Source organism: Massilia genomosp. 1, from assembly GCF_011682185.1.
Classification (GTDB): Bacteria; Pseudomonadota; Gammaproteobacteria; order Burkholderiales; family Burkholderiaceae_D; genus Telluria_A; species Telluria_A rubra.
In genome coordinates, this window is sequence record NZ_WHJF01000007.1 from 90,945 (window position 1) to 115,642 (window position 24,698).

Here is a 24,698-nt window from a genome sequence, read left to right on the forward strand (position 1 = left end):
CACATGAACATCGCACTCGGACTGCGCGCACTCGCTTTACTGGCTTTTGTTGCCGCGAGTACCTTTATGATCGTCATGCCGCACCTGCTTGATGGCGACGTGCAGATTTTCCATTCGGGCGTGGCGCTGAGCCACTCCTGATCCAACCAGGCGATCATCATGGGCAAACTCGACTATCTCGACGCGCTGCGGCGCGCCATGGCGGGCATTTCCGCCGACACCCAGGCCAAGACCCTGGCCTATTATGAACAGCGCTTCGTCGACGGCGTGGCCGCCGGCCGCACCGAAGAAGACGTGGCCGCCGAACTGGACGAGCCGAAAAAGATCGCCATGACCCTGCGCGCCAGCATGCACATGCATTCTTTCGAGCAAAAGAAAAACCCCGCCAACCTGCTGCGCCTGCTGGTGTCGATCGTCGGCCTGGGCATTTTCAACCTGTTCATGGTGGTGCCGGCGCTGGTGTACGCAGCCTTCCTGGCGATCCTGTACGCGGCCGGACTGACGTTTTACGTGGCCGGCATCGCCATTACCGCCAGCGGCCTGTCGGGCGCCAACGAACTGGTGCTCGACGGGCCCTTCCGCGAGATCATCCTCAGCAACGCGTCCGATGAAGACCGCGACAAGCTGCAGGCGATCGTTTCCATCGGCGAGGAAGGCGTGCAATTTCACCAGGAGCGCGTCAGCAAGGAGCACGACGACCAGGCCAAGGCCGAGGCCGCCATTCTCGACGCCGGCGACGTGGTCGAAAAAGCCATCGCCAGCAGCGGGGAAGCGGCCAGCGTGGCGCGCGAGGCCGGCGACGCGGTGCGCTCGGTCGCCAAGGAAGCGGCGGCAAGGGGTTCGGAAGCTGGCGGCGCGCACCTCAAGAAACGCAGCGTGGTGCGCCGCGCCGAAGAAGCGGCCGGGCGCGGCGTGCGCATCACCACCGAACTCGAACCCGGATCGCGCACCACCCAGACCTTTTTCGGCCTCGGCATCGTGCTGGCCGGAATCGTCATCTTCCTGCTGTGCCTGGTCATTACGAAATACACGCTGATCGGCATCCGGCGCTATGTCGACATGAATGTGTCCCTGCTCAAGGGCAACTGAATCCGAACCGGAGAATCTGATGCGCTCACTACTCAAAGTCGGCTTCGGCCTGCTGCTCCTCGCGTTCGTGCTGATCGGCCTGTTCTACGGCATGCTGCGCGCCCAGGGTACAAGCCGCCCGAGCAATCCCGAAGGCCGCATGGTCGCCAGCGAAACGCGCGCCGTGGCCGCCAACATCACCAGCATCACCCTCGGCGGCCCGATCGACATGACCCTGCGCCAGGGCGCGCTGCCGTCGCTGACGGTGCGCGGCGAACAACGCCTGCTGGGCAATGTGGAGACGGTCAGCGAAGGGGGCAAGCTGCATATCGATACCAAGGGCATGCTGCTGCACCATAAACAGCCGCTGCAAGTGGTGCTGGTGCTGCCCGCGCTCGAGACCCTGCAGATCCGGGGCAGCGGCGACAGCACCGTCAACGGCTTTAACGGCGACAAGCTGGAACTGCAATTGCACGGCTCCGGCAACGTCAAGTTCAACGGCCGCTACCGTGAAGTGGAAGCCGAACTGCAAGGCAGCGGCGACATTGAACTGAACGGCGGCAGCAGCGACAAGGTCGATGTCAGCGTGGTCGGTTCGGGCAGCATGACGGTGGTGGGCGCGGCGAAAGCGTTCAAGGTGTCGCAGATGGGTTCGGGCGACCTGGACGCCGAGCACCTGAGCGCGGATGCGGTCACCATCGACCTGATGGGTTCCGGCAGCGCCATCGTGCAGGCCCGCAAAAGCGCCTCGGTCAACCTGCGCGGCAGCGGCGACATCAGCGTGCATGGCAATCCGGACGAGCGCAACATCAACCGCAACGGCTCGGGCGACGTCAGTTTCGAGTGAGCCAGTTCAGGGCGCCGAGGCCGGCGGCGCGCCCGCTGGCGAAGCAGGCGGTGAGCAGGTAGCCGCCGGTAGGCGCCTCCCAGTCGATCATTTCGCCGGCGGCGAACACGCCCGGCACGGCGCGCAGCATGGCCTTGGCGTCGAGCGCATCGAAGCGCACCCCGCCGGCGCTGCTGATCGCCTCGTCGATCGGGCGCGCGCGTTTGAGCACCACGGGCAGCATTTTCAGCGCCTGCGCCAGGCGCGCCGGGTCGCCGAATTCGGCCGCCGACAGGCATTCGCGCAGCAATCCCGACTTGACGCCCTTGATCCCCAGCCGGCTTTGCAGATGGCTCGACATCGAGCGCGACCCGCGCGGGCGCGTCACTTCATCGAACACCTTGTCAACGCTGAAGTCGGGCGCCAGGTCGAGCCAGATGGTGGCGCTGCCGTCGGCGGCGATCTGCTCGCGCAGGCCGGCCGACAAGGCGTAAATCAAACTGCCTTCGACCCCGCCGGCGGTGATGACGAACTGGCCCTGGCGCTTGTACGGGCCGCCATCGGCGCCGAGCGCGGTGACGGCCACGGTGGTGAGCGGCGCGCCCGCATGGCGGCTGCTGAAATGCGCGCTCCAGTCGGTGTCGAAACCGCAGTTCGACGGCGCCAGCGGCGCCACCGGCACCGCGCGCTCTTGCAAGAGCGGCACCCAGGCGCCGTCCGACCCCAGGCGCGCCCAGCTCGCGCCGCCCAGCGCCAGGATCACCGCGTCGAACGTCGCCTGGCACTCGCCGTCCGGGGTGGCGAAGCGCAGCGCGGCGCCGTTCCAGCCCAGCCAGCGATGGCGCATGTGAAATTGCACCCCGCCCTCGCGCAAGCGGTGCAGCCAGGCGCGCAGCAGGGGCGCGGCCTTCATATCGGTCGGGAACACGCGCCCGGACGTGCCCACGAAGGTGTCCACGCCAAGACCGTGAATCCAGTCGCGCACGGCCTTGGCATCGAACAGCGCCAGCCACGGCGCCACCTGGCCGGCGCGCGCGCCATAGCGCTGGCCGAATGCAAGGGCCGGCTCCGCATGCGTGATATTCATTCCGCCCTTGCCCGCCAACAGGAATTTGCGCCCGACCGACGGCATGGCGTCGTACAGGTCGACCGCCACCCCGCCCTGGCTCAACACTTCGGCGGCCATCAGGCCGGCCGGACCGCCGCCGATGACGGCGACGCGGGCTTGGGTAGGAGTTTCGGGCATGGCATTCTCGGTGCGGCGGTTGGACGACCCGCATTGTAGTCGACTTCGGGAGGCTGAAAATAGATGTAAAGCTTGCTTGACATCGTGCGCAATGCTGCCTACCATGTAAAGCATGCTTGACAACCAAGGAGGCAAACATGCATGAAAAAGTCATCGGGCGGCGCTACCTGCGCGAGCTGTTCGGCGCCATTGGCGTCTATTGGTTGCTGCTGACCTTGTCGATCGTGTTCGGCAAGGACTTGCCCAACGGGCCAGCGCGCACGCTGATCCTGGCCATTCCCGTGATCGGCGTGGCGCTGGCCGTGTGGGCGATCGTGCGCCAGATGCGCCGCGTGGACGAATTCGTACGCCTGCTAACGCTGCAAAACATCGCGCTTGCCGCCGCCATCACGGCCAGCCTGACCTTCAGCTACGGCTTCCTGGAGCTGGCGGGCTTTCCGCGCGTGTCGATGTTCGTGGTGTGGCCGGTCATGGCCGTCAGCTGGCTCCTGATCGGCCTGGTGCGCAAGATCACCAAGCGATGAACAACACCATCCGCGAACTGCGCGCGCGGCAAGGCTGGAGCCAGGCGCACCTGGCCGACCTGCTGAAGGTATCGCGCCAGACCGTCAACGCCATCGAGACCGGGCGCTACGACCCGAGCCTGCCGCTGGCGTTTGCCATCGCCCGGCTGTTCGCGCAGCCGCTCGAATCGATTTTCCATCCCGACCAGGAGACACCATGATTGCCCGTTTTGTCATCGCCTTGACCCTCGCGGCCAGCGCGCCGGCCTTCGCCGCCGAGGCGCCGCCGCCAACAAGCAACCGCTTCGCCGCCACCTTGGTTCCGGCCGAACGCTTCGACATCGGCGCGGTACAGGTCGAACGGCACGGCAAGGGCAAGCGCGCCCTGATCCTGATTCCGGGCCTGGCCAGCGGGTCCTGGGCCTGGCAAGGCACGGCGCGCCGCTTCATGGGCCAGTACAGCGTGTACATCGTCACCCTGCCCGGCTTCGACGGCCGCGCGCCGGCGCCGGGCAAGCAGATGGAAGCGGCCCAGCGCGCGCTGGCGCAACTGATCGATACGCGCAAACTGGTCAAGCCGGTGCTGGTCGGGCACAGCCTGGGCGGCGTGCTGGCCTTCTCGCTGGCGGCGCAGCGCCCGCAAGATATCGGCGCCGTGATCAGCATCGACGGCTTGCCGGTATTCCCCGGCGCCGAAGACCTGGCGCCGCGCCAGCGCGAGCAGATGGCGCAGCAACTGGCGCGCCGCATGATGCCGGGCGACCAGCGCGCGTTCGCCGCGCAACAGCAGGACTACATGCGCGGCATCGGCGTGATGGACATGGCGCGCGCCGACGAACTGGCCAAGCTCAGTGCGCGCAGCGATCCGGGCGCGGTGCTGCAGTATATGGCCGAAACGTTCGCCATGGACCTGCGCCCGGCGCTGCCGAAGATCAGCGCGCCGGTGCTCCTGATCGCGCCGTACTTCGATGCCGACGCCAGCGCCCACGAGCTGACCGAAGAGACCAAGAAGGCCTACTACGCCTCGCTGATCGAGGCGGCGCCGGCAGCGCAGGTGGTCATGGTGGCGCCGGCCCGGCACTTCGCCATGATCGACCAGCCGGAACAGGTACACGAGGCCATCGCCCGCTTCCTGAAAAACCTGTAATCGTGCGTCCGGCTGCTACGCGCGGTGGCGTTTTTTGCTACGCGATGCAGCTTTGACAATTATCAAGAATGGCATTGCACACTGCTGGTTCCCGCTGTTTCAACCCTGGAGACCACATGAAACGTACACTGGCCATTCTGGCGATTTGCGCATCCTTCACCGCGCTGGCGGCGCCCGCCGCCGCACCATCGGCCACCGTCCGCGCCGGCGCCACCGTGCGCCTGGACCCCACCGCGGCCAACGTCAAGCGCGTGCGCGCCGCCCTGCACGCGGCCCGGTCGGAAGAGCACAAGATCGACCAGGTCCGCCTGCTCGGCAGCCTGTACTCGCGCAGCAATGCCTCCGGCATGAACGACATCATCATGGGAGAGCTGCGCACGCTGGCCGCCTCGCCCAGCCGGCGCATCGCGCGCAGCGCCATCTATCCGCTGGCGCAAGCCGTGGGCGCCGACGACACCATCGAGATCCTGCTGCGCGCCAAGCGCGCCGGCCTGATGGAAAGCGAAGAAATCGCCGGCGAACTGGCGCGCGCCCTGCGCTTTGCGCCGCGCGAACAGCAGTTGCGCTACGTGCAGCTGATCGCCGCCGAACAATCGCGCTATGGCGTGGACGTGATGATCATGGGCTTCGGCAGCGAGCTGCTCGACCCGATGCTGCCCGAAACGCGCCAGGCCATCGGCGAACTGCTGCGGCGCACCCGCATCGACTTCCCGCGCAACGCCGACAGTTTTGGCTACGTGGACGCGATCCGCTACGCCGGCTGGCTGCACGCCAGCGCCCTGACCGAGCAATGGGTCAGCCGCCAGCCATATGAAGTGACGGTCATGGCGCACCTGGACGACCCGGAGCTCGACCCGCGCAAACTGATCGCCTACCTCGGCACGCCCGAAGGCAAGGAGCTGATGGCGCGGGTTGGCCGGCGCGCTCCGTTCGCCGGCGCGGTGCGGCGCGCCAGCGGCTACGCCGACGCCTATCCCCGCAGCCTGCACGTGAAAAAGCTGGTGGCCGATATCGTCGGCAGCTGGCACAAGCTGCCGGCGTAGCGCACCCTGCGTCGCCCGCCGCAAGCGACAGGAACTTTCAGCGGCAGTCGCGGTCGAATGGGCAGGCACACGGGAAATCCTTCCGATTGCGTACAGTTTGATTACTTGATAAAATATAACTCTTACAATAACGATAAGTGGAGCGCTTATGCCCATTCTTGGTGTCGGTTTGCATATCCTGGTTGCGCTGTACTTCGCGGTCCATGTCGTTCGTTCACGCCGCGAGCTGTACTGGCTGCTTATCCTGTTCTCCTTCCCTTTGCTCGGTAGCGTGGTGTATTTCTTCGCCATCTACTTGCCGCATTCACGGCTCGATCACACCCTGACCCGCGCCGGTCGCAGCGTGCTCAGCACCTTAGACCCTGGACGCGCCGTACGCGATGCCCGCGATGCGTTCGAGCTCACGCCAACGGCCCACAATCAGACCCGGCTCGCCAGCGCCATGCTGGAGGCAGGCATGGTCGCCGAGGCGGCGCGGCAATATGAAGCGTGCCTGCAAGGCCCCTTCGCGGGCGACCCCGACATTCGCTTCGGCGCGGCGCAGGCATTGCTGGCCAACTCCCAGGCTGCCGAGGCGGTGCGCATGTTGACGACGCTGCGCGCCACCCATCCCGCTTTCCGCCAGGACAAACTGGGTTTGCTGTTGGCGCAGGCATATGCCAGGGCGGGCCAGAAAAAGGAAGCGGCTGAAGAATTTGCGCATCTCGTCGAGCGCTTTCCCGGCGTGGAGGCAAGGGTTGAGTATGTCGTCTGGGCACTGGAACACAAGGAACCATTGCTGGCCGACGCGCAGTATCGCGAACTGGACCACCTGCGCAAGCATATGAACAAACACACCCGTTCACTTCACGCCGATGCGTTCAAAAGGCTGGACGCGGCACTCAAGACGCATCGACAGTAAGTCCGGTACACGCAGGCAAAGCGCGCAAGGAAAAATCGGTCCGACACGGGCATCTCCCTTCTGCGATCAAGGCGGCGTCGAGCCAGGGCGCCATGTTTCTAAGGGACCGGGGCGCCGGCGCGCCGCGTGCCGTCCGCCGCGCCCGGCTCCAGCAACTCGCCCGCCGCCAGTTGCGGCAGCGACACCATCAGGTCGGCGAAGCGCTGGCCCTGGATCATCACGTGGCTGCGGGTGAGCTGTTCGGCCTTGTCGCCATCGCCCGCCAAAATCGCCTGCACCAGGCCATCATGTTCCTCGTACGAAGCCGCGACCCGGTCGCGCACGCGCAGCTGCAAGCGCCGGTAAGGGCGCAGGCGGCGGTACAGGTTGCGCGTCTGCTCCAGCAGGAACTGGTTATGGCTGCCCGCGTAGATGGCTTCGTGGAAGGCTTCGTTCTGGTAGTAGTACGCGTCCGGGTCGCTGGCGTCGCGCGCCTCGCGGCACGCCAGGTGCGCCGCCAGCAGCCGGACATGGTCGGCCGCCGTCATGCGGCGCGCCGCCAGCCGGCTGCAGGTCGCCTCCAGCTCCGACATCACTTCGAACATCTCCACCAGCTGGTGCGGCCCCAGTTCGGCCACCACCGCGCCGCGCCGCGGGCGGATCACCACCAATCCCATCGACGCCAACTGGATCAGCGTTTCGCGGACCGGCGTGCGCGACACGCCGAAGCGCGCGGCCAGTTCGGTCTCGTCCAGATGCTGGCCGGGCGCCAGTGCGCCGACCGCAATCAGCTCTTCAATCTTCTCTCGAAGTATTACGGAACGGCTACTCATGTGTATTGACTGTCACCGATTGTATACAAGATTTCATTATAAAAGCACGATAGAACTTGACAAGGCATTTTTAGAAATATTACTGTATACCAAGAAACGACGTTTGCACAAGCCAAATACATGCGTGTGCCGCGTCGTCCTTCGACCTTAGTGCCACCCGCGCAGTTTCCATCATCTTGGAGGATGTATGACCGTAATGACCCGCAGAACCGTGCTTGCCGCGCTCGCCTCGAGCCCACTCTGGATGCACAATGCCTGGGCCCAGACGACCAGCCTGAAAATCTCGCACCAGTTCCCCGGTGGCACGATCAGCGAAGGCGACTTCCGCGACCGCCTGTGCCGGATGTTCGCGGCCGAAGTGGAAAAGCGCAGCAAGGGTACGCTCAAGTTCTCGATCTATCCGGGTTCCTCCCTGATGAAGACCAATTCGCAGTTCTCGGCCATGCGCAAGGGCGCGCTCGACCTGTCGCTGGTGCCGCTGTCGTACGCCGGCGGCGAAGTCCCGGAAGTGAACATCGGCCTCATGCCCGGCCTGGTCACCACCTACGAGCAGGGTTACAGCTGGAAGAACGCCGAAGTGGGCAAGGAACTGGCGCGCATCCTGGCCGAAAAGGGCATCGTGGTCCTGAGCTGGATCTGGCAGGCGGGCGGCGTGGCCTCGCGCAGCAAGCCGATCGTGGAGCCGGAAGACGTGCGCGGCATGAAGGTGCGCGGCGGCTCGCGCGAGATGGACCTGATCCTCAAGGCCGCCGGCGCCGCCGTCGTCACCTTGCCGTCGAATGAAATCTACGCCGCCATGCAGACCGGCGCGATGGATGCGGCGCTGACCTCGTCGACCTCGCTGATCTCGTTCCGCCTGGAGGAAGTATCGAAAGCGCTGACCACCGGTCGCGGCGGCGCGTACTGGTTCATGTTCGAGCCGCTGATGATGTCCAAGGCGATTTTTGACCGCTTGAGCAAGGAACAGCAGGCGCTCCTGATGGCGGTCGGCGGCGAACTGGAAACCTTCGCGCGCACCTCGGCCCAGGCCGACGATGCGGCCGTCGCCGCCGTGTACCAGAAAGCCGGCGCCAAGGTGGTCGACCTGAACGCGACCATCGTCAAGAAATGGCAGGCCATTGCGCGCACCACCGCGTGGACCGACTATCGCGAGAAGAACGCCAACTGCGCCAAGCTGCTGGCACTGGCCGAGAAGACCTTGTGAGCCACGGCTTCGAACTGGCGCCGGCCAAAGGGCCGGCGGTGCCGGACCACCCGGTCCTGGCGGCCATCTCGCGCGCGCTCGACCGGGTCAACGCCATGCTGCTCATGCTGTCGATGGCGGCCCTCGTCATCACCGCGCTGGTGCTGACGTATTCGGTGGTGTCGCGCTACTTCTTCAAGCTGCCCACCGACTGGCAGGATGAAGCGGCGGTGTTCATGCTCGTTGGCGTGACCTTCTTCTGCACCGCTTACGTACAGTCGCTGCGCGGCCATATCGGCATCGAGGCGCTGGCAAGCTTGCTGCCGCCGAAGGTCAACGCGGTGCGCCTGTTCCTGGTGGACGTGATGTCATGCCTGTTCTGCGCCTTCTTTTCGTGGAAGTCGTGGACCCTGTTTCATGAAGCCTGGGTCGACGGCCAGACCACCTCGTCGACGTTCGCGCCGCCGCTGTGGATCCCGTACGGCATGATGGCGCTCGGGATGTCGCTCCTGACGCTGCAAATCCTGGTCCAGGTCCTGGCCCACCTTACCAATAAACCCGCCAACAAACCAGCCGACCAGCGGAGCGCTCCATGACCGACCTGACCCTCGGCGCCCTGTACGGCGTCGTCACCCTGATCGTCATGTGCTCCGGCATGCCGATCGCCTTCGCCCTCGGGGTGGTGGCAATTTCCTTCATGTTCTTCTTCATGCCGTCGTCGTCGCTCGACACGGTGACCCAGAACGTGTATGAAGAAATGGCGTCCATCACCCTGCTGTCGATCCCGCTGTTCATCCTCAAGGGCGCGGCGATCGGCAAGTCACCGGCCGGCAAGGACCTGTATTCGGCCATTCACACCTGGCTGCACAAGATCCCCGGCGGCCTCGGTATCGCCAACGTGTTTGCCTGCGCGCTGTTCGCGGCGATGGCCGGTTCGTCGCCGGCGACCTGCTCGGCCATCGGCTCGGCCGGCATTCCCGAAATGCGCAAGCGCGGCTACTCGCCCGGTTTCGCGGCCGGCATCATCGCCGCCGGCGGCACCTTGGGCATTTTGCTGCCGCCGTCGATCACCATGATCCTGTACGCGGTGGCGTCGGAACAGTCGCTCGGGCGCCTGTTCCTGGCCGGGATCGGCCCCGGCCTCCTGCTCGTCGCCCTGTTCGCCGGCTATGCGGTTTTCCGCGCGCGCAAGGAGTACGCCATCGCCAAGGCGATCTATGAAGCCGGCGGCGACAAGTCGCCCTACCTCGACACCGAGCATTTCACCCTGCGCGAAAAAGTCGAAATGCTGCCGCGCGTGCTACCCTTTATCGTCCTGCTGATCGGCGTGATGGTGGCGCTCTACGGCGGCTACGCCACCCCGTCCGAGACGGCCGGCCTCGGCGCCCTGCTGGCGCTGGTGCTGATCGCGGTGGTCTACAATGTGTGGCGCCCGAAGCAGCTCATGCCGATCCTGTCGTCGACCATCAAGGAGTCGACCATGCTGCTGTTGATCATCGGGATGTCGCTGCTGTATTCGTACGTCATGAGCTACCTGCATATCAGCCAGTCGGCCGCGCAGTGGGTGGTGGACATGCACCTGTCGCGCTGGGTGCTGCTGTCGGTGATCTTGCTGATGGTGGTGGTGTTCGGCTTCTTCCTGCCGCCGGTATCGATCATCCTGATGACCGCGCCGATCATCCTGCCGCCGCTGAAAGAAGCCGGCTTCGACCTGATCTGGTTTGGTATCGTGATGACCGTGGTGATGGAAATGGGACTGATCCACCCGCCGGTGGGCTTGAATATCTTCGTGATCAAGAACATCGCGCCCGATATTCCGCTCAAGGATGTGATCCGGGGCGTGATGCCCTTCCTCGGCTTGATGTTCGTTGCGGTGGTGCTGCTGTGCCTTTTCCCTTCGATCGCGACCGGCCTGCCTGACATGATGATGGGAGTGAAATAGATGAGTGCATCGCCAGCGAAGTGGAACACGCTGCAAACCAACCGCGCCGAACGCCTGGCACGCGCCGGCGCCTCGCTTGGCGGTGCCCTCGACGGCAAAGCCTTGCCGGCGGCGCTGCTGCCGGAACTGCTGTATGCCGTGATCGAACGGGGCGACCGCGTGTGCCTGGAGGGGAACAACCAGAAGCAGGCCGATTTTTTGGGGCAGGCGCTGGCCCAGCTCGACCCGGCGCGCGTACACGGCCTGCATATGCTGCAATCGGTGCTGGCCCTGCCGCAGCACCTCGACGTATTCGAGCGCGGCGTGGCCGACCGCCTCGATTTTTCGTTTTCCGGGCCGCAGGCGGCGCGCGTGGCCAAGCTGCTCGCCGCCGGCAAGCTCAAGATCGGGGCGATCCATACCTATCTTGAGCTGTTCAGCCGTTACTTCATCGACCTCACGCCGCGCGTGTGCCTGATCGCGGCCGAAGCGGCCGACCGCCACGGCAACCTGTACACCGGCCCGAATACCGAAGACACGCCGCCGATTGCCGAAGCGACGGCCTTCAAGAACGGCATCGTGATCGTACAGGTGAACCGCATCATGGACACCCTGCCGCGCGTGGACATTCCCGCTGACTGGGTCGACTTCGTGGTGCAGTCGCCACGGCCCTACTATATAGAACCGCTGTTTACGCGCGACCCGGCCCAGATCTCCGAGATCCAGGTGCTGATGGCGATGATGGCCATCAGGGGCATCTACGCGCCGTACCAGGTCGAGCGCCTGAACCACGGCATCGGCTTCGACACGGCGGCCATCGAACTGCTGCTGCCGACCTACGGCGAGTCATTGGGCCTCAAAGGAAAAATTGCGCGCCACTGGGCGCTCAATCCCCATCCGGCCCTGATTCCCGCAATCGAATCGGGCTTTGTCGAATCGGTGTATTCGTTCGGCTCCGAACTGGGCATGGAAGACTACATTCGCGCGCGCCCCGACGTGTTCTTCACGGGGCCGGACGGCAGCATGCGCAGCAACCGCGCCCTGTGCCAGGCCGCCGGCCACTATGCCTGCGACATGTTCATCGGCTCGACCCTGCAGATCGACTTGCAGGGTAACTCCTCGACCGCGACGCAAGGGCGCATCGCCGGCTTCGGCGGCGCGCCGAACATGGGCGCGGACGCGCGCGGACGGCGCCATGCCAGCCCGGCGTGGCTGAAAGCCGGCCAGCAGGCGCGCGAGGGCCGCAACACCATCCCGCGCGGCCAGAAGCTGGTGGTGCAGATCGTCGAGACCTTCCGCGAGCACATGCAGCCGGCGTTTGTGAACAAGCTCGATGCCTGGGACCTGGCCGAGCAAGCCGGCATGGCGATCCCGCCGGTGATGATCTACGGCGACGACGTGACCCACATCCTGACCGAGGAAGGCATCGCCAACCTGCTGCTGTGCCGCAGCGACGAGGAACGCGAGCAAGCCATTCGCGGCGTGGCCGGCTACACGCCGGTGGGCATGGGGCGCGACCGGCGCATGGTGGAAAACCTGCGCGACCGGGGCATTATCGCCCGCGCGGAAGATATCGGCGTCGACAAGCGGCTCGCCACGCGCGACCTGCTCGCCGCCAGGAACATGAAAGACCTGGTGCGCGCCTCGGGCGGTTTGTACAACCCGCCGAAGCGCTTCCGCAACTGGTAAAGACTGGAGAATCAAATGGAAACGCTCGAATATCGCTTCGAACATGGCAGCCGCGTGCTGCCGGCGCAAGCGCAGGTGGTTGGCGTGGTCGGCTCGGGCAACCTGGAAGTGCTGATCGAATCGGCGCCGCTGAACGGCGCCTGCACCATCGCCATCAAGACCGCCGCCGCCGGCTTTGGCGCCACCTGGGAAGCGGTGATGCGCGACTTTCACGAGCGCTGGCAACTGATGGACGCGCGCATCGACATCAACGACATGGGCGCCACGCCCGCCGTGGTGAGCCTGCGGCTGGACCAGGCGGTGCAAACGATGCTGGGAGAACAAGCATGAGTAGCGCAGTCACCAGCTACATTGAACTGACCGCGCGCGAACGCCTGGCGCGCCTGTTCGACGAAGGCAGCTTTGAAGAATTCCTGCCGCCCTCGGCGCGCGTGGTCAGCCCGCACCTGGGGCAGCTCGACGCCCCGGTCGCCTTTGACGACGGCGTGGCCGTGGGCCGCGCGCAGTTGAAAGGCCAGCCGGTATTTTGCGCCGCGCAGGAAGGTGGCTTCATGGGCGGTGCCGTCGGCGAAGTCCACGGCGCCAAGCTCACCGGCCTGTTGCGCCGCGCGGTGCGCGAGAGCGCCGCCGCCGTGGTGCTGCTGTTGGAAAGCGGCGGCGTGCGCCTGCATGAGGCCAACGCCGGCCTGATCGCCGTGTCCGAAGTCATGCGCGCCCTGCTCGACGCGCGCGCCGCCGGCATTCCGGTGGTAGCCCTGGTGGGCGGCTCGAACGGCTGCTTCGGCGGCATGGGCATTGTGGCGCGCTGCGCCAACGCGGTGGTGATGTCGGAAGAAGGCCGGCTGGCCATGTCCGGCCCCGAAGTGATCGAAACCGCCTCCGGCGTCGAAGAATTCGATTCGCGCGACCGCGCACTGGTCTGGCGCACCACCGGCGGCAAGCACCGCTACCTGATGGGCGACTGCCAGGCCATCGTGCCCGACACGGTGCAGGCCTTCCGCGATGCCGCCATCGCCGCCATCGCGCACAGTTCGGCCGCCGGCGTGGAACTGAGCCTGGCCGCGCTCGAAGCCGAACAGGCGCTGCTCGGCGAGCGCATTACGCGCTTCGGCGGCTGCGCCGACCCGCTCGACGCCTGGCGCGAACTGGGCATTCCCGACCCGGCCGCCGTGCCGATGATGGAGGCCGAGGCCTTTTCCGCCCTCGCGGCACGCTACACACGGGGAGCTGCATGATGAACTGGAATGAACTGGCCGCACAGCTGTTCCCCGAAGGCCATGCGATCACGGAGAGCGACAATTTCCTGAGCGGCGGCGCGCGTGTCGCCGGCGCCGACATTGCGGTGGTCGGCACCACCGGGCACGCCCCGATCGGGGTCGAGATCGCGCTGGCGCAGGCGCGCTTCGTGCTGGAGACGGTGCGCGAGCATCCGGGCCGGCCGATCCTGATCATGGTCGACACGCAGGGCCAGCGCCTGCGCCACCGCGACGAAATGTTGGGCATCAACAGTTTCATGGCGCACCTGGGCAAATGCGTGGACCTGGCGCGCCGCTCCGGCCACAAGATCGTCGGCCTGGTGTACGACCAGGCGCTGTCGGGCGGGTTTATCACCAGCGGCATGATGGCCGACGCCTGCTACGCCCTGCCCGACGCCACCATCCGCGTCATGGGCTTGCCGGCGATGGCGCGCATCACCAAGGTGCCGGAAGAACGGCTCACCGAACTGGCGGCGTCGAATCCGGTATTTGCGCCGGGGCCGGAAAACTATGCCCGCATGGGCGGCATCGAGGCGATCTGGGACGGCGACCTGGCCGCGAGCCTGGCCAAGGCGTTCAGTGACGCCGGCCCCACCGACGTGCGCAGCGCGCGCGGGCTGGAACGCGGCGGGCGCAAGTTGGCACAGCCGGTCATCGCCGCCATCGTCGCAGGGTCGAATGTACTCGCGCCATGACCAGGCGTGGTTGAGCGACGCCGGCTGGGCCGCCGCGCTCGAAGGCGCGCCGCCGGCACATGCGCCGGCGCTGGAACAATGGCGCCGGCATGACTGGCCGCTGATCGTCACGCGCCGCACGCCCGACGCCCCAGCCGGCGCGGTATGCCTCGGCCTGGCGCCGCCGCCGGAGGCGGGCCGCAAGCTGCGCATCGCTTTGCAGGTCGATGCGCAGTCCGTTGCGCGCGTTGAACATGCGCTGACGCTGCGCGCCGCAGCTTCAGCGGCGCCGTCGCGCTGGGCCGCGCCACTGGCGGCGCTGCTGGCCGATGCCGGCAGCATCACGCTGCGCGCCTACGGCTCGCTGGCCCTGCAAGCCGTGACAAGCCTGACCTACCTGACCGACTCTTCCGACCTCGACCTCTTGTTCACGCCTGCCAGCCTGCACGAACTCGACGCCGGCATGCAGCTGCTGCAAGGACACGCGCATCACCTTCCGCTCGACGGCGAAATCGTCTTTCCCGGCGGCGCCGCCGTCGCGTGGAAGGAATGGCGCGACGCCGCGGCTGCGGGCGCGGACGCCCGGGTACTGGTCAAGGATGCCGGCAGCGTGCGTTTGGCGACGAGGGCGTCGCTGCGGGAACTGCTCGCATGATGGACACATCGATTCTTGTCGATACGCGCCGGCTCACCCGGCACGTGGCACGGCTGGCCATCGCCAGCCTGTACGCCGAACTGGCGCTGTATCCCAAACCAGGGCTGGTGTCGATGGTCGATAACGGCAGCCACACCGACATGAACGCCGCCACCTTCATGCGCAGCCTGTTCTCGCTGCGTCATTACTTCCGCCATATTTGCCGGGCCGGCAGCGACGGCGCGCCGTTTGCCACGCTCAAGCGGCTCGGCATCGACGCCGAGCAGCGCATGCTGCGCGCCACCGGCGGCGTCAACACCCATCGCGGCGCCATTTTCAGCCTTGGTTTGCTGTGCGCCGCCGCCGGACGGGCGTACGCCCACGGCGCCGACCTGACGGCGGCCGCGCTGCAAGCGCACCTGCTGGCGGGATGGGGCAAGGAGTTGGGCGGCCATACGACAGCGATCGACCAGCGGACGAACGGACTGGCGGTCGCCGCAAAGCACGGCGCCAAAGGCGCGCGCCACGAAGCGGCCAGCGGCTTGCCGTCGGTCTTCCGCACGGGCCTGGGGGCCTTGCGGCGTACGCTGAAGGAGGGGCGCAATCTGGAGCACGCCCGCATCGACGCGCTGTTCGCGCTGATGACGCACGTCAGCGACACGAATGTGGTTCATCGGGGCGGGCCGCAGGGCGCGGCCTTTGTCCGCATCCAGGCGAGCGCCTTCCGCCATGCCGGCGGCACCGCGTCGAGCGGATGGCAGGCGCACGCGCTGGCGATCCACCACGCTTTTGTCGAACGCAAGCTGTCGCCGGGCGGCGCGGCCGACCTGCTGGCGGCAAGCTGCTTCGTGCATGCGCTGACCGTGGAGCACGAACGATGACGCAAGGTCTGTTCATCATGTGTTCGGGCCAGGGCGGCCAGCACGCGGGCATGTTCGACCTGGCCCGCACCGACCCGGCCGCCGCCGCCCTGCTCGACCAGGCCGGCCTTCGCATGGATAGCGCCACGCTGTTCGATAACGCGGTGGCCCAGCCATCGATCGTCGCTGCCGCGCTGGCGCTGTGGGAAGCGCTGCGCGCGCACCTGCCCGCGCCAATGCTGGCCGCCGGTTACAGCATCGGTGAAGTGGCGGCATGGTCGGTGGCCGGCGCGCTGGCGCCGCTCGACGCCATTGCGCTAAGCCGGGTACGGGCGACGGCGATGGACGATGCGGCCCGTGCCGGGCCAGAGCAGGCGCTGGTCGCCATCAGCTGCGTGCCGATCGACCAGGCCGCCGCACTGCTTGCGGACTACGGCTACGACATCGCGATCGTCAACGGCTACGATGCCTGCATCGCCGGCGGGCTGGCGAGCGATCTTGCAGCGCTGGGCGCTGCGGCGGCCGCCGACGGCGCCAAGCTCCAGCGCCTGCCGGTCGCGCTGGCGTCGCATACGTCGCTGATGGCGCCGGCGCGCCCGGCTTTCGACGCGGCCCTGCAAGCGCTGCGCTTCGCCACGCCGGCGTGCCCGGTGCTCGGCGGCGTGAGCGCGCTGGCGCTGCACACAAAAACGCAGGCTGCGGATGAATTATCGCGCCAGCTGGTGCAAACGATCCGCTGGAGCGACTGCATGGACGCGGCGGCGGAAGCCGGCGTCACGGTGGCGCTGGAACTGGGGCCGGGGTCGGCCCTGGCGCGCATGATGCAGGCGCGCCATCCGCGCATTGCCTGCCGCTCGGTGGCGGATTTTCGCAGCATCGACGGCGTGGCCGCCTGGGTCGGGCGTCAGGAATAGGCGCTTCAGCCGCCCGTCACGGGCGGGAAGAACGCCACTTCGGCGCCCTCTTCCACCACCTGGTCGGGACCGCACATGACCTGGTTGCAAGCCATGCGCAGGGCGCGCTGCTCCGACAGGGCCTGCTCCCACTTCTCGCCGCGCTCCATCAGGTGGCGGCGCACCTGGCCGACCGTGTCGATCCCCGCCGGAAGGGTAACGGTTTCCTGGGACGAGCCAAGTGCTTCGCGCACGCTGGCGAAAAAACGCAGTGTAATGTTCATCGATGCCTAATGCAGTAACTCGCTAAATGGGATGAAGCGCACGATGTCGCCCACCTTGATGGCCTGGCCGGCAGGCTTGTCGAGCAGGCCGTCGCCCCAGACGGTGGACGTGAGCACGCCCGAACTCTGGTTGGGGAACAGATCGAGCCCGCCGGCGTCGTTGATGCGCACGCGCAGGAACTCGTTGCGGCGGTCGGCCTTGGGCCAGTCGAAATCGGCGCGCATGGCGTACGCGCGCGGCTCGACGCTGCCGGCGACGCCCTGCAAGCGCAGGATGAACGGCCGCACGAACAGCAAAAACGTGACGAAACTCGACACCGGATTGCCGGGCAAGCCGAGGAAGAAGGCCGATCCGCCATCGCGATCGACTTCGCCGAAGGCCAGCGGTTTGCCCGGCTTGACGGCGATCTGCCACATGTTCAGTCGCCCTTCGGCTTCCACCGCCGGCTTGATATGGTCTTCCTCGCCGACCGACACGCCGCCCGAGGTGATGATCAAGTCGTTCTGGCGCGCGGCGTTGCGCAAGGTCTCGCGGGTCGCTTCCAGGGTATCGGGCACGATGCCGAAGTCGGAAATCGCGCAGCCCAGGTTCTCCAGCAGCGCGCGCAGGGTAAAGCGGTTCGAATTGTAGATGGCGCCCGGCGCCAGTTGCCCGCCCGGCGCTTCGCCCGGCATGGTCAGCTCGTCGCCGGTGAAAAACACCGCCACCCGCAAGCGGCGGTACACCGGCAGGTTGGCCAGGCCGACCGAGGCGGCCAGCCCAAGTTCCTGGCTGCGCAATCGGGTGCCGGCGGCCAGGATAAGGCCGCCCGCTTCAATATCCTCGCCGGCGCGGCGAATCCATTCGCCCGCCTGCGGCGCGTGCATGATGGTCACCGTGTTATCAAGCCCGGCTTCGCACTGTTCCTGCATCACGACCGCGTCCGCCCCTTGCGGGATCATGGCGCCGGTGAAGATGCGCGCCGCAGTGCCGGCTTCCAGCGGTTTGCCCACCGTGCCGGCCGGGATGCGCTGGGTGACCGTCAAGGTGGCCGTGCCGCCGGCGCAATCGGCGGCGCGCACGGCGTAACCGTCCATTTGCGTGTTGTCGGCGGACGGTACGTCGATGGTCGAGACCTGGGAGGCGGCCAGCACGCGGCCGTTGGCGCCCAGGGTCTGCACGATTTGCGTTTCGTGTACGGGGCGCGCCGCGCCCTGCAGGAAGTCGAGCGCCTCGCGCACCGACAGCATCGGCGCGCGGCTCTTGGGTGATTCGTTTGCCATGCTGTTACAGACCCGTGTTGGCGGCGATGTAAGCCTGCATCTGCGCCACGTCCGCCGGCAAGACGACGAACTTCTGCGGCAGCGATTCGATATCGTCGAATCCCGGCGGACGCTCGGCGTCCACGCCCAGCGCGTCGAGGATGGTTTCGTTGAACTTGGCCGCCAGCGCGGTTTCAAGCACGATCATCGGCACGCCCGGCGCCATGTACTGGCGCGCCACCTTGATGCCGTCGGCGGTGTGGGTGTCGATGGTGATGTCGAAGTCGTCGGCCACGTCGCGAATGGTGTCGAGGCGGTCCTTGTGGGTCGATTTACCCGACGAGAAGCCGTAGTTCGACACCAGCTTGAATTCGTCGCCGTCGCTGCCCGGCTTGCCCGACAGGTCAAAACCGCCCTCGGTGTCGACCTTGTGGAACAGCGCGCGCACGCGCTCGGCGTCGCGCCCTACCAGGTCGTAGATAAAGCGCTCGAAGTTGGACGCCTTGGAAATGTCCATCGACGGGCTGCTGGTGTGGTACGTTTCGGCCGACTTGCGCACGCGGTACACGCCTGTGCGGAAAAATTCGTCAAGGACGTCGTTTTCATTGGTGGCGGCCACCAGGCGGTCGATCGGCAGGCCCATCATGCGGGCGATGTGGCCGGCGCAGATATTGCCGAAGTTCCCCGACGGGACCGTGAACGAGACTTTTTGGGTGTTCTCGGTGGTGGCCGCCAGGTAGCCGCGGAAGTAGTACACCACCTGGGCCACCACGCGCGCCCAGTTGATCGAGTTGACGGTGCCGATTTTTTGCCTGGCCTTGAACGGCAGGTCGTTGGAAACCGCCTTGACCAGGTCCTGGCAATCGTCGAACACGCCTTCGACGGCGATGTTGAAGATGTTCGGGTCCTGCAGGCTGAACATCTGCGCGCTCTGGAAGGCGCTCATCTTCTTGTGCGGCGAGAGCATGAACACGCGGATGCCCTTCTTGCCGCGCATGGCGTATTCGGCCGCGCTGCCGGTGTCGCCCGAGGTCGCGCCGAAGATATTGAGCTCCGCGCCGTCCTTGGCCAGGGTATATTCGAACAGGTTGCCCAGCAACTGCATCGCCATGTCCTTGAAGGCCAGGGTCGGGCCGTTCGACAGCGCCTGCAGGATCAGCGTTTTGTCGCCCTGTTGTTCGAGGATGCGCAGCGGCGTGATGTCGGCGCTTTTTTCGCCCTTGCGCACGTTGCGGTACACATCGGCCGTGTAGGTCTTCTTGGTGAGCTTTTTCAGGTCCGCTTCCGGGATATCGGTCGCGAACTTTTTCAGGATCTCGAACGCCAGGTCGGCGTACGACAGCTTGCGCCAGGCATCGAGTTCGGCGCCGCTCACCTGCGGATACTCGGCCGGCAGGTACAGGCCGCCGTCGGGCGCGAGGCCGCCCAGCAGGATGTCGGAGAATTGTTGGGGAGCTTGCGAAGCGGTGGCCTTGGCGGCGCGGGTAGACACGTAGTGCATAGAGTTGGTAGGTCCGTTTTGGCTGACAGCGGGGAGCAGAACAATGCGATCGGACGTTTATTATAGTTCGCTGCGCCATCGCATGCGAAATCGGCGCACATTTCCGTCTTTTGACGGCAAACACGCCGGCTTCGCCTCAGAGCCGGGCGGCTGCCGACTGATCGCGCATGGCCAGGCCGGTCATGGCGTCGAGCGCACTGACCTCGCGTATGACCTGGATCATGCGCTGCCGCAATTCCTCGGTATCTTCGATTGACAGGCAGAGCCAGCGTCCTTGGATGCCGGCCCAGACAAAATGCCGCCGCAGCGCGTCTACGAAACGAAGCGGCAAGGCCCGGTTCCCCAGAACGACGTGGGCCAGCGCCTTCGACGCGTACATCCAGTCGTCCCTGTGCAGCTTGTCGAGCGTGTCAAGAATGGCCGGCCAGGCGGCCAGCAGCGCCTGGTCGCCACCCTGCTTCCAGGTCGAGAGAATGCGCCTGGACAGATCGGCGGACTTGAACGTCTCGCCGCCCGGGCGAGCCCGATCAGCCGCAGCCAGCGCGTCCTGGTAAAGGCGTCGCAGCCTGATGGCGCCGACCAGGTCGCGCGAATACGTGGGCAGGTCCGCCTGCGCGGCGTAGGCACGCTCGATCGCGGCAAAATCGGTGGTCGGTGCGATGCCCAGCGCTTGCCAGCAAAGCGTCTGATCCGGATCATCAGGCGCTGAACCGGTGTCGATAGATCCGCAAAGTGTCGTCATGCGCCGATTTTACACGGCCGCATGCAAGCGGAAAAGGCTGTCATTGTTTTACTGCTATGATCGCGCGCTCAATCTGGGAGAAACCATGACCGTCTCATCCGTGCCACATCCGTACTTTGACCGTTTGATCGACCTGGCGCGCGCGGCCGGCCCCGTGACCGTCGCGCTGGCGCACCCGTGCGACCGGCACGCCCTCGAAGCGGCGCTGCATGCCGTGCGCCTCGGCCTGATCACGCCGATCCTGGTCGGCCCGCGCGCGCGCATCGAACGCGCCGCCGCCGAAGCCGACCTGGACATCTCCGCCCTGCCGCTCCACGACACCGAGCACAGCCATGCATCGGCCAGGCGCGCCGTCGAACTGGTGCGCGACGGCAGCGCCGCCATCCTGATGAAGGGCAGCCTGCATACCGACGAACTGATGGGCGCCGTGGTGGCCGCCGATACCGGCCTGCGCACCGCGCGCCGCCTGAGCCACTGCTTCGTGATGGACGTGCCGGGCCGCGACGAGCCGCTGATCATTACCGATGCCGCCGTCAATATCATTCCCACCTTGTCCGACAAGGTCGACATCGTGCAAAACGCGATCGACCTGGCGCACATCCTGCGTTTCCCGGAAGTGCGGGTGGCGATCCTGGCGGCGGTGGAAACCGTAAACGCCAAGATGCCGTCCACCATCGACGCCGCGGCCCTGTGCAAGATGGCCGACCGTGGCCAGATCACCGGCGCCCTGGTCGACGGCCCGCTGGCCATGGACAACGCCATCGACCCGGAAGCGGCGGCGATCAAGGACCTGGTCTCGCCGGTGGCCGGACGGGCGAATATTTTGGTCGCTCCCGACCTTGAAGCCGGCAACATGCTGGCCAAGAGCCTCAGCTTCATGGCCAATGCGGCGGCGGCCGGCATCGTGCTCGGCGCGCGCGTGCCGCTGGTGCTGACCAGCCGTGCCGATTCCCTGGCCGCGCGCCTGGCCTCGTGCGCGGTGGCGGTGCTCGTCGCCCAAAGCCGCCTGACCGGCGTCAAGACCCTGGGCCTGTGATGGGCGCGCCGAACGACTGCATCGTCGTCATCAACGCCGGCTCGTCGAGCATCAAGTTCACCCTGTTTACCGGTCCCACGCTCGACTTGCTGCTCAAGGGCAGCATCGACAATCTGTACAGCGGGCCGACCCGTTTCATCGCGAAGGACGCCAAGGGCGCCACGCTCGGCGAACTGGCATGGAGCGATGCGCCACTGGACCATGCGGCCGGCATGCGCCATCTGATCGATTTTGTGGAACAGCGCCTGCAAGGCCACCGGATTGCCGCCGTTGGCCACCGCATCGTCCATGGCGGCATGCACTACAGCGGTCCGCAAGCGCTCGACGACAAGGTGCTCGCCGCGCTGGACAAACTGGTGCCGCTGGCGCCCCTGCACCTGCCGCACAACCTGGCGGCCGTGCGCGCCATGCGCGCGATGGCGCCGGGCGTGCCGCAAACCGGCTGCTTCGACACCGCCTTTCACACCGCCCAGCCGGCGCTGGCGCAAGCGTTCGCGCTGCCGGCCGCCATTACCGGCCTGGGCATCCGGCGCTATGGCTTTCATGGCCTGTCGTACGAATACATCGCCAGCCGCCTGCCCCAGGCCGATGCGCGCCTGGCCGGCGCCAGGGTGGTCGCTGCGCACCTGGGCAACGGCGCCAGCATGTGCGCCATGGCGGCCGGACGCAGCATGGCCAGCACCATGGGCTTTACCGCCGTCGACGGGCTGCCGATGGGCACCCGCTGCGGCACGCTCGACCCGGGCGTGGTGCTGTACCTGATCGAAGAACTGGGCTGGGACGTGGCCGCCGTGCAGAAGCTGCTGTATCAGCAATCGGGGCTGCTGGGCGTGTCCGGCATCTCGTCCGACATGCGCGTGCTGGAACAGAGCGACGCGCCAACGGCGCGCCTGGCGATCGACCTGCTGGTGTACCGCATCGGCCGCGAACTCGGTTCGCTGGCGGCGTCGCTGGGTGGACTCGATGCGCTGGTGTTCTCCGGCGGGATCGGCGAAAACAGCGTGGCCTTGCGTGCAGCGGTGTGCCGCGACGCCGCCTGGCTCGGCGTGGCGCTCGATGCGGCCGCCAACGCCGCCAATCCGCGCGAGGTCGCCTGCATCAGCGCCCCAAGCAGCAAGGTGGCCGTGTGGGTGGTGCCGGCCAACGAGGAGCTGATGATCGCACGCCATACGCTGGCGCTGCTGCAAGCGGCCTGACGGCGGGCTTGGCCGCCTGGTTTACTGCGCCACCACCACCGCCTCGCCCATGAAGCTTCCTTCCACTGCTTCGCGTAGCAGGAAAGCGGCCAGGTCGGCGCGCGCGAGCCGTCCCGCAAGACCCGGCCTGAGACTGGTCCCGGCGCGGCAATGGCCATGCTGCTCGCCGTTGCTGAGGACTGCGGGCCGCACCAGGGTCCAGTCGAGCGCACTGGCGCGTATCAGCGCCTCCATGCTGTCCTTGTCGCGCATTTTGGCGGCGATAATGCGGCGCACGAAGCGAATGAACAGCGAGGCGTTCCGGGTTTCCGACGCCCCGTAGGCGCTCAACGCGATCAGCCGGCGCGCGCCGGCCGCGTTCATCGCCTGCACGATACCGCGCATGCCGTCGGTGCAGACCGGAGACGTGTCGCCCTTGCGCACACCGAGCACGCTGATGACGGCATCGGCACCCTGCACCACCTCGGTCACCCCGTCCGGCTGCGCAAAGCTGCCGACCACGATGTGCAAGCGCGGATGCGCGATCGAGAGGGCGCTGGCACTGCGCAGCAGCGCCTTGATCTCATGACCGGCTTGCAGCGCCTGCTCGACGAGATGCCGGCCAACGCCGCCGCTGGCGCCAAAAATAGCCAGCTTCATTGGCCGGCACCGGCGTCGATGCGCGCCAGGACCGCCAGCGCCGCCGCGCCCAGCGCCGGCGCGCCCGCCAGGATGCCGCCGCTGTCCGGATGCCACGCTTCGCCGCGCAGACCGCTCACCCGGCCGCCCGCTTCGGCCACGAGCAAGGCGCCCGCAAACAGGCCCGAACGCACCTGGCTGAACTGCCAGAACAAGTCTTGATGGCCGGCGGCGACGGCGATCAGCTGCATGCTCGACGGCACCGACACCCGCACCACCAGCGCCGCTTCCAGCATCGCCGTGACCGACTGGCCGATACGCCGGTGCGTACCGGCCCCCTCGCCCGGCGCCGCCTGGCCGGTGCCCACCATGGCGGCGCGCAGATCGGTCTTGGACGACGCGTGCAAGCGCGTGTCGTTGCGCCAGGCGCCGCCGCCCGCCAGCGCGCTGTAAATGTCGCCGGTCAGCGGCAGGTAAATCGCGCCCAGGACCGGCGCATTGTCGCGCACCAAGGTCGCCGTCACGCACCAGTGCGGCGAACCGTGGATATGGTGGATGGCGCCTTCGACCGGGTCGCATACCCACCATTCGCCGTCGGGCAAGGGGCCGCGTCCTTCCTCGTCGTCGTCCCAGCGGGCGCCGGGATGCGCTTGCGACAGGGCCTGGCGCAGAATGGCCATCGACGCGCTATCGTTGGCCGCGATGGTCGATGCGATCTCCTGCATGGTCTGCGGACGCGCGGCCGGGTCGAACAGCGCCTTGACGGCGTGGCCGGCCGCCTGCACCGCGGCCACGGTTTGGAGCAACAGCGCCTGGTCGTCGGCGGTGGGGATGGAAACTTGTTCAGGATGGTTCATGGGTGCATCTTCCTTGCTTGCGTCAGGCGTCTCGGAAATTGCGCTTGACTGGACCCGGAAATGATATGAGCATGCACTCCCATGAACAACTCGCAATCGAAGAAGGCGACCGTGCGCCGCCTGGCGCCAAGGAAAGCCCCGTCCCAGGCCAGGGCCGCCCATACCGTCGGCGTCATCCTGGAAGGGGCAGCTCACATTCTGGAGCAGCACGGACTTGATGGATATACAACAAACGCCATCGCCGCCCGCGCCGGCGTGAGCATCGGTTCGCTGTACCAGTATTTTCCGACCAAGGATGCGGTGACGATCGCCCTGATCGAACGCGAATCGCTGGAGCTGGTGCGCGAGGCGAGCGAGGCCTTGCAGGGACAGGATCAGCGGCGCTCGCTGCGCGAGTTGGTCGAGATCGGCATCCGCTACCAGCTGCGCCGGCCGCAACTGAGTATGGTCACTCAACCTGATGGGTTTCGGCGCCATTTTGATCACGTAGCGTGATGGGCGATGGGGTGACCCCCGCAAGGAACTTGAACAAATGCTCCTATTGGGGGAGTCTTCGGTTTCCTAAG

Annotated in this window: 29 protein-coding genes; 21 read left to right on the forward strand and 8 right to left on the reverse strand. The window is 66.6% G+C overall.

Translation table 11 applies throughout. The features are described from left to right. The first annotated feature begins 3 nt into the window (after positions 1–3). The 3 genes from F1735_RS04430 to F1735_RS04440 are packed head-to-tail and all read left to right on the forward strand — an operon-like array spanning position 4 to position 1,915. Positions 4–141, forward strand: a complete 138-nt coding sequence (locus F1735_RS04430) for a hypothetical protein (protein ID WP_167235797.1) — start codon at positions 4–6, stop codon at positions 139–141. 18 nt (positions 142–159) lie between these two features. Continuing rightward, on the forward strand, positions 160–1,089 hold the full coding sequence (locus F1735_RS04435) for a DUF1700 domain-containing protein (protein ID WP_167235798.1): 930 nt from the start codon (positions 160–162) through the stop codon (positions 1,087–1,089). Between the two features lie 19 nt (positions 1,090–1,108). Continuing rightward, complete coding sequence (locus F1735_RS04440; RefSeq protein ID WP_167235799.1) at positions 1,109–1,915, forward strand: head GIN domain-containing protein; 807 nt, start codon at positions 1,109–1,111, stop codon at positions 1,913–1,915. Here the strand turns inward: F1735_RS04440 and F1735_RS04445 are convergent. Then, positions 1,902–3,140 carry a TIGR03862 family flavoprotein gene (locus F1735_RS04445; protein ID WP_167235800.1) on the reverse strand — a complete coding sequence of 413 codons (1,239 nt, stop codon included), beginning with the start codon at positions 3,138–3,140 and terminating at the stop codon, positions 1,902–1,904. The two genes, F1735_RS04440 and F1735_RS04445, sit on opposite strands and share 14 nt — an antisense overlap. A gap of 137 nt (positions 3,141–3,277) precedes the next feature. Between F1735_RS04445 and F1735_RS04450 the strand changes: the two genes are divergently transcribed. The 5 genes from F1735_RS04450 (at position 3,278) to F1735_RS04470 (ending at position 6,734) form a co-directional block, all read left to right on the forward strand. Then, positions 3,278–3,664 carry a hypothetical protein gene (locus F1735_RS04450; RefSeq protein WP_167235801.1) on the forward strand — a complete coding sequence of 129 codons (387 nt, stop codon included), beginning with the start codon at positions 3,278–3,280 and terminating at the stop codon, positions 3,662–3,664. Next, a complete protein-coding gene (locus F1735_RS04455) occupies positions 3,661–3,864 on the forward strand; it encodes a helix-turn-helix transcriptional regulator (RefSeq protein WP_167235802.1) in 204 nt (67 codons plus the stop codon). Before F1735_RS04450 ends, F1735_RS04455 begins: the two co-directional genes overlap by 4 nt. Further along, a complete protein-coding gene (locus tag F1735_RS04460; RefSeq protein WP_167235803.1) occupies positions 3,861–4,790 on the forward strand; it encodes an alpha/beta fold hydrolase in 930 nt (309 codons plus the stop codon). The genes F1735_RS04455 and F1735_RS04460 overlap by 4 nt, the downstream gene beginning before the upstream one ends. A 116-nt stretch (positions 4,791–4,906) precedes the next feature. Beyond that, positions 4,907–5,833: a hypothetical protein gene (locus tag F1735_RS04465; protein ID WP_167235804.1), complete on the forward strand. Its 927-nt coding sequence runs from the start codon at positions 4,907–4,909 to the stop codon at positions 5,831–5,833. Between the two features lie 148 nt (positions 5,834–5,981). Then, a complete protein-coding gene (locus tag F1735_RS04470; RefSeq protein WP_167235805.1) occupies positions 5,982–6,734 on the forward strand; it encodes a tetratricopeptide repeat protein in 753 nt (250 codons plus the stop codon). A 98-nt stretch (positions 6,735–6,832) separates the two neighbouring features. Here the strand turns inward: F1735_RS04470 and F1735_RS04475 are convergent, their stop codons facing one another. Further along, positions 6,833–7,546 carry a GntR family transcriptional regulator gene (locus F1735_RS04475; RefSeq protein WP_167235806.1) on the reverse strand — a complete coding sequence of 238 codons (714 nt, stop codon included), beginning with the start codon at positions 7,544–7,546 and terminating at the stop codon, positions 6,833–6,835. Positions 7,547–7,733: 187 nt separating this feature from the next. Between F1735_RS04475 and dctP the strand changes: the two genes are divergently transcribed. The 10 genes from dctP to F1735_RS04525 are packed head-to-tail and all read left to right on the forward strand — an operon-like array spanning position 7,734 to position 16,677. Then, positions 7,734–8,750 carry a TRAP transporter substrate-binding protein DctP gene (gene dctP / locus F1735_RS04480; protein WP_167235807.1) on the forward strand — a complete coding sequence of 339 codons (1,017 nt, stop codon included), beginning with the start codon at positions 7,734–7,736 and terminating at the stop codon, positions 8,748–8,750. Continuing rightward, positions 8,747–9,325: a TRAP transporter small permease gene (locus F1735_RS04485; RefSeq protein ID WP_373888470.1), complete on the forward strand. Its 579-nt coding sequence runs from the start codon at positions 8,747–8,749 to the stop codon at positions 9,323–9,325. Before dctP ends, F1735_RS04485 begins: the two co-directional genes overlap by 4 nt. Continuing rightward, a complete protein-coding gene (locus F1735_RS04490; protein WP_167235809.1) occupies positions 9,322–10,671 on the forward strand; it encodes a TRAP transporter large permease in 1,350 nt (449 codons plus the stop codon). The genes F1735_RS04485 and F1735_RS04490 overlap by 4 nt, the downstream gene beginning before the upstream one ends. Beyond that, positions 10,672–12,339 carry a malonate decarboxylase subunit alpha gene (gene mdcA, locus F1735_RS04495; RefSeq protein WP_167235810.1) on the forward strand — a complete coding sequence of 556 codons (1,668 nt, stop codon included), beginning with the start codon at positions 10,672–10,674 and terminating at the stop codon, positions 12,337–12,339. Positions 12,340–12,354: 15 nt separating this feature from the next. Continuing rightward, positions 12,355–12,669: a malonate decarboxylase acyl carrier protein gene (gene mdcC, locus F1735_RS04500; RefSeq protein ID WP_167235811.1), complete on the forward strand. Its 315-nt coding sequence runs from the start codon at positions 12,355–12,357 to the stop codon at positions 12,667–12,669. After that, complete coding sequence (locus F1735_RS04505; RefSeq protein ID WP_167235812.1) at positions 12,666–13,574, forward strand: biotin-independent malonate decarboxylase subunit beta; 909 nt, start codon at positions 12,666–12,668, stop codon at positions 13,572–13,574. The genes mdcC and F1735_RS04505 overlap by 4 nt, the downstream gene beginning before the upstream one ends. Then, positions 13,574–14,290 carry a biotin-independent malonate decarboxylase subunit gamma gene (gene mdcE / locus F1735_RS04510; RefSeq protein WP_167235813.1) on the forward strand — a complete coding sequence of 239 codons (717 nt, stop codon included), beginning with the start codon at positions 13,574–13,576 and terminating at the stop codon, positions 14,288–14,290. Before F1735_RS04505 ends, mdcE begins: the two co-directional genes overlap by 1 nt. Further along, entirely contained in the window at positions 14,274–14,924 is a 651-nt protein-coding gene (gene mdcG, locus F1735_RS04515) for a malonate decarboxylase holo-[acyl-carrier-protein] synthase (RefSeq protein ID WP_167235814.1), read from the forward strand. The genes mdcE and mdcG overlap by 17 nt, the downstream gene beginning before the upstream one ends. Further along, positions 14,924–15,784: a triphosphoribosyl-dephospho-CoA synthase MdcB gene (mdcB, locus tag F1735_RS04520; protein ID WP_229505625.1), complete on the forward strand. Its 861-nt coding sequence runs from the start codon at positions 14,924–14,926 to the stop codon at positions 15,782–15,784. Before mdcG ends, mdcB begins: the two co-directional genes overlap by 1 nt. Then, the gene (locus tag F1735_RS04525) at positions 15,781–16,677 is read left to right on the forward strand and encodes an ACP S-malonyltransferase (RefSeq protein ID WP_167235816.1); all 897 of its coding nucleotides are present in this window, start codon (positions 15,781–15,783) and stop codon (positions 16,675–16,677) included. The genes mdcB and F1735_RS04525 overlap by 4 nt, the downstream gene beginning before the upstream one ends. 5 nt (positions 16,678–16,682) lie before the next feature. Here F1735_RS04525 and moaD read toward each other — a convergent pair whose 3' ends face one another. From moaD to F1735_RS04545, 4 genes are all read right to left on the reverse strand, one after another. Further along, positions 16,683–16,940, reverse strand: coding sequence for a molybdopterin converting factor subunit 1 (moaD, locus tag F1735_RS04530; RefSeq protein WP_166896587.1), 258 nt, complete (start codon positions 16,938–16,940; stop codon positions 16,683–16,685). A gap of 6 nt (positions 16,941–16,946) precedes the next feature. Next, a complete protein-coding gene (locus F1735_RS04535; protein WP_167235817.1) occupies positions 16,947–18,203 on the reverse strand; it encodes a molybdopterin molybdotransferase MoeA in 1,257 nt (418 codons plus the stop codon). A 4-nt stretch (positions 18,204–18,207) separates the two neighbouring features. Next, positions 18,208–19,683 carry a threonine synthase gene (thrC, locus tag F1735_RS04540; protein WP_167235818.1) on the reverse strand — a complete coding sequence of 492 codons (1,476 nt, stop codon included), beginning with the start codon at positions 19,681–19,683 and terminating at the stop codon, positions 18,208–18,210. A gap of 136 nt (positions 19,684–19,819) precedes the next feature. Beyond that, the gene (locus tag F1735_RS04545) at positions 19,820–20,425 is read right to left on the reverse strand and encodes a hypothetical protein (RefSeq protein ID WP_167235819.1); all 606 of its coding nucleotides are present in this window, start codon (positions 20,423–20,425) and stop codon (positions 19,820–19,822) included. An 85-nt stretch (positions 20,426–20,510) separates the two neighbouring features. On the opposite strand from F1735_RS04545, the gene F1735_RS04550 reads away from it, so the two are divergent. Together F1735_RS04550 and F1735_RS04555 are read left to right on the forward strand one after the other, a co-directional pair. Further along, positions 20,511–21,461, forward strand: coding sequence for a phosphate acetyltransferase (locus F1735_RS04550; protein ID WP_167235820.1), 951 nt, complete (start codon positions 20,511–20,513; stop codon positions 21,459–21,461). Beyond that, positions 21,461–22,657 (forward strand): acetate/propionate family kinase, encoded by a 1,197-nt coding sequence (locus tag F1735_RS04555; protein WP_167235821.1) that lies wholly within the window; start codon positions 21,461–21,463, stop codon positions 22,655–22,657. The genes F1735_RS04550 and F1735_RS04555 overlap by 1 nt, the downstream gene beginning before the upstream one ends. A 21-nt stretch (positions 22,658–22,678) precedes the next feature. Here the strand turns inward: F1735_RS04555 and F1735_RS04560 are convergent, their stop codons facing one another. Both F1735_RS04560 and F1735_RS04565 read right to left on the reverse strand, forming a co-directional pair. Continuing rightward, positions 22,679–23,296 carry an NAD(P)-dependent oxidoreductase gene (locus F1735_RS04560; protein WP_167235822.1) on the reverse strand — a complete coding sequence of 206 codons (618 nt, stop codon included), beginning with the start codon at positions 23,294–23,296 and terminating at the stop codon, positions 22,679–22,681. After that, on the reverse strand, positions 23,293–24,132 hold the full coding sequence (locus F1735_RS04565) for an inositol monophosphatase family protein (protein ID WP_167235823.1): 840 nt from the start codon (positions 24,130–24,132) through the stop codon (positions 23,293–23,295). The genes F1735_RS04560 and F1735_RS04565 overlap by 4 nt, the downstream gene beginning before the upstream one ends. Before the next feature lie 81 nt (positions 24,133–24,213). On the opposite strand from F1735_RS04565, the gene F1735_RS04570 reads away from it, so the two are divergent. Beyond that, positions 24,214–24,627, forward strand: coding sequence for a TetR/AcrR family transcriptional regulator (locus tag F1735_RS04570; RefSeq protein ID WP_167235824.1), 414 nt, complete (start codon positions 24,214–24,216; stop codon positions 24,625–24,627). Positions 24,628–24,698 lie beyond the last annotated feature (71 nt).

Coding starts and splice junctions, on each gene's coding strand:
- F1735_RS04545 (WP_167235819.1), bottom strand. CDS start 20,425: ATGACGACACTTTGCGGATCTATCGACACCGGTTCAGCGCCTGATGAT.
- F1735_RS04435 (WP_167235798.1), top strand. CDS start 160: ATGGGCAAACTCGACTATCTCGACGCGCTGCGGCGCGCCATGGCGGGC.
- F1735_RS04525 (WP_167235816.1), top strand. CDS start 15,781: ATGACGCAAGGTCTGTTCATCATGTGTTCGGGCCAGGGCGGCCAGCAC.
- thrC (WP_167235818.1), bottom strand. CDS start 19,683: ATGCACTACGTGTCTACCCGCGCCGCCAAGGCCACCGCTTCGCAAGCT.
- dctP (WP_167235807.1), top strand. CDS start 7,734: ATGACCGTAATGACCCGCAGAACCGTGCTTGCCGCGCTCGCCTCGAGC.
- F1735_RS04570 (WP_167235824.1), top strand. CDS start 24,214: ATGAACAACTCGCAATCGAAGAAGGCGACCGTGCGCCGCCTGGCGCCA.
- F1735_RS04550 (WP_167235820.1), top strand. CDS start 20,511: ATGACCGTCTCATCCGTGCCACATCCGTACTTTGACCGTTTGATCGAC.
- F1735_RS04560 (WP_167235822.1), bottom strand. CDS start 23,296: ATGAAGCTGGCTATTTTTGGCGCCAGCGGCGGCGTTGGCCGGCATCTC.
- mdcE (WP_167235813.1), top strand. CDS start 13,574: ATGAACTGGAATGAACTGGCCGCACAGCTGTTCCCCGAAGGCCATGCG.
- F1735_RS04455 (WP_167235802.1), top strand. CDS start 3,661: ATGAACAACACCATCCGCGAACTGCGCGCGCGGCAAGGCTGGAGCCAG.
- mdcB (WP_229505625.1), top strand. CDS start 14,924: ATGGACACATCGATTCTTGTCGATACGCGCCGGCTCACCCGGCACGTG.
- F1735_RS04535 (WP_167235817.1), bottom strand. CDS start 18,203: ATGGCAAACGAATCACCCAAGAGCCGCGCGCCGATGCTGTCGGTGCGC.
- mdcC (WP_167235811.1), top strand. CDS start 12,355: ATGGAAACGCTCGAATATCGCTTCGAACATGGCAGCCGCGTGCTGCCG.
- F1735_RS04475 (WP_167235806.1), bottom strand. CDS start 7,546: ATGAGTAGCCGTTCCGTAATACTTCGAGAGAAGATTGAAGAGCTGATT.
- F1735_RS04450 (WP_167235801.1), top strand. CDS start 3,278: ATGCATGAAAAAGTCATCGGGCGGCGCTACCTGCGCGAGCTGTTCGGC.
- F1735_RS04430 (WP_167235797.1), top strand. CDS start 4: ATGAACATCGCACTCGGACTGCGCGCACTCGCTTTACTGGCTTTTGTT.
- F1735_RS04445 (WP_167235800.1), bottom strand. CDS start 3,140: ATGCCCGAAACTCCTACCCAAGCCCGCGTCGCCGTCATCGGCGGCGGT.
- F1735_RS04440 (WP_167235799.1), top strand. CDS start 1,109: ATGCGCTCACTACTCAAAGTCGGCTTCGGCCTGCTGCTCCTCGCGTTC.
- F1735_RS04490 (WP_167235809.1), top strand. CDS start 9,322: ATGACCGACCTGACCCTCGGCGCCCTGTACGGCGTCGTCACCCTGATC.
- mdcA (WP_167235810.1), top strand. CDS start 10,672: ATGAGTGCATCGCCAGCGAAGTGGAACACGCTGCAAACCAACCGCGCC.
- F1735_RS04465 (WP_167235804.1), top strand. CDS start 4,907: ATGAAACGTACACTGGCCATTCTGGCGATTTGCGCATCCTTCACCGCG.
- F1735_RS04470 (WP_167235805.1), top strand. CDS start 5,982: ATGCCCATTCTTGGTGTCGGTTTGCATATCCTGGTTGCGCTGTACTTC.
- F1735_RS04505 (WP_167235812.1), top strand. CDS start 12,666: ATGAGTAGCGCAGTCACCAGCTACATTGAACTGACCGCGCGCGAACGC.
- F1735_RS04555 (WP_167235821.1), top strand. CDS start 21,461: ATGGGCGCGCCGAACGACTGCATCGTCGTCATCAACGCCGGCTCGTCG.
- moaD (WP_166896587.1), bottom strand. CDS start 16,940: ATGAACATTACACTGCGTTTTTTCGCCAGCGTGCGCGAAGCACTTGGC.
- mdcG (WP_167235814.1), top strand. CDS start 14,274: ATGTACTCGCGCCATGACCAGGCGTGGTTGAGCGACGCCGGCTGGGCC.
- F1735_RS04460 (WP_167235803.1), top strand. CDS start 3,861: ATGATTGCCCGTTTTGTCATCGCCTTGACCCTCGCGGCCAGCGCGCCG.
- F1735_RS04565 (WP_167235823.1), bottom strand. CDS start 24,132: ATGAACCATCCTGAACAAGTTTCCATCCCCACCGCCGACGACCAGGCG.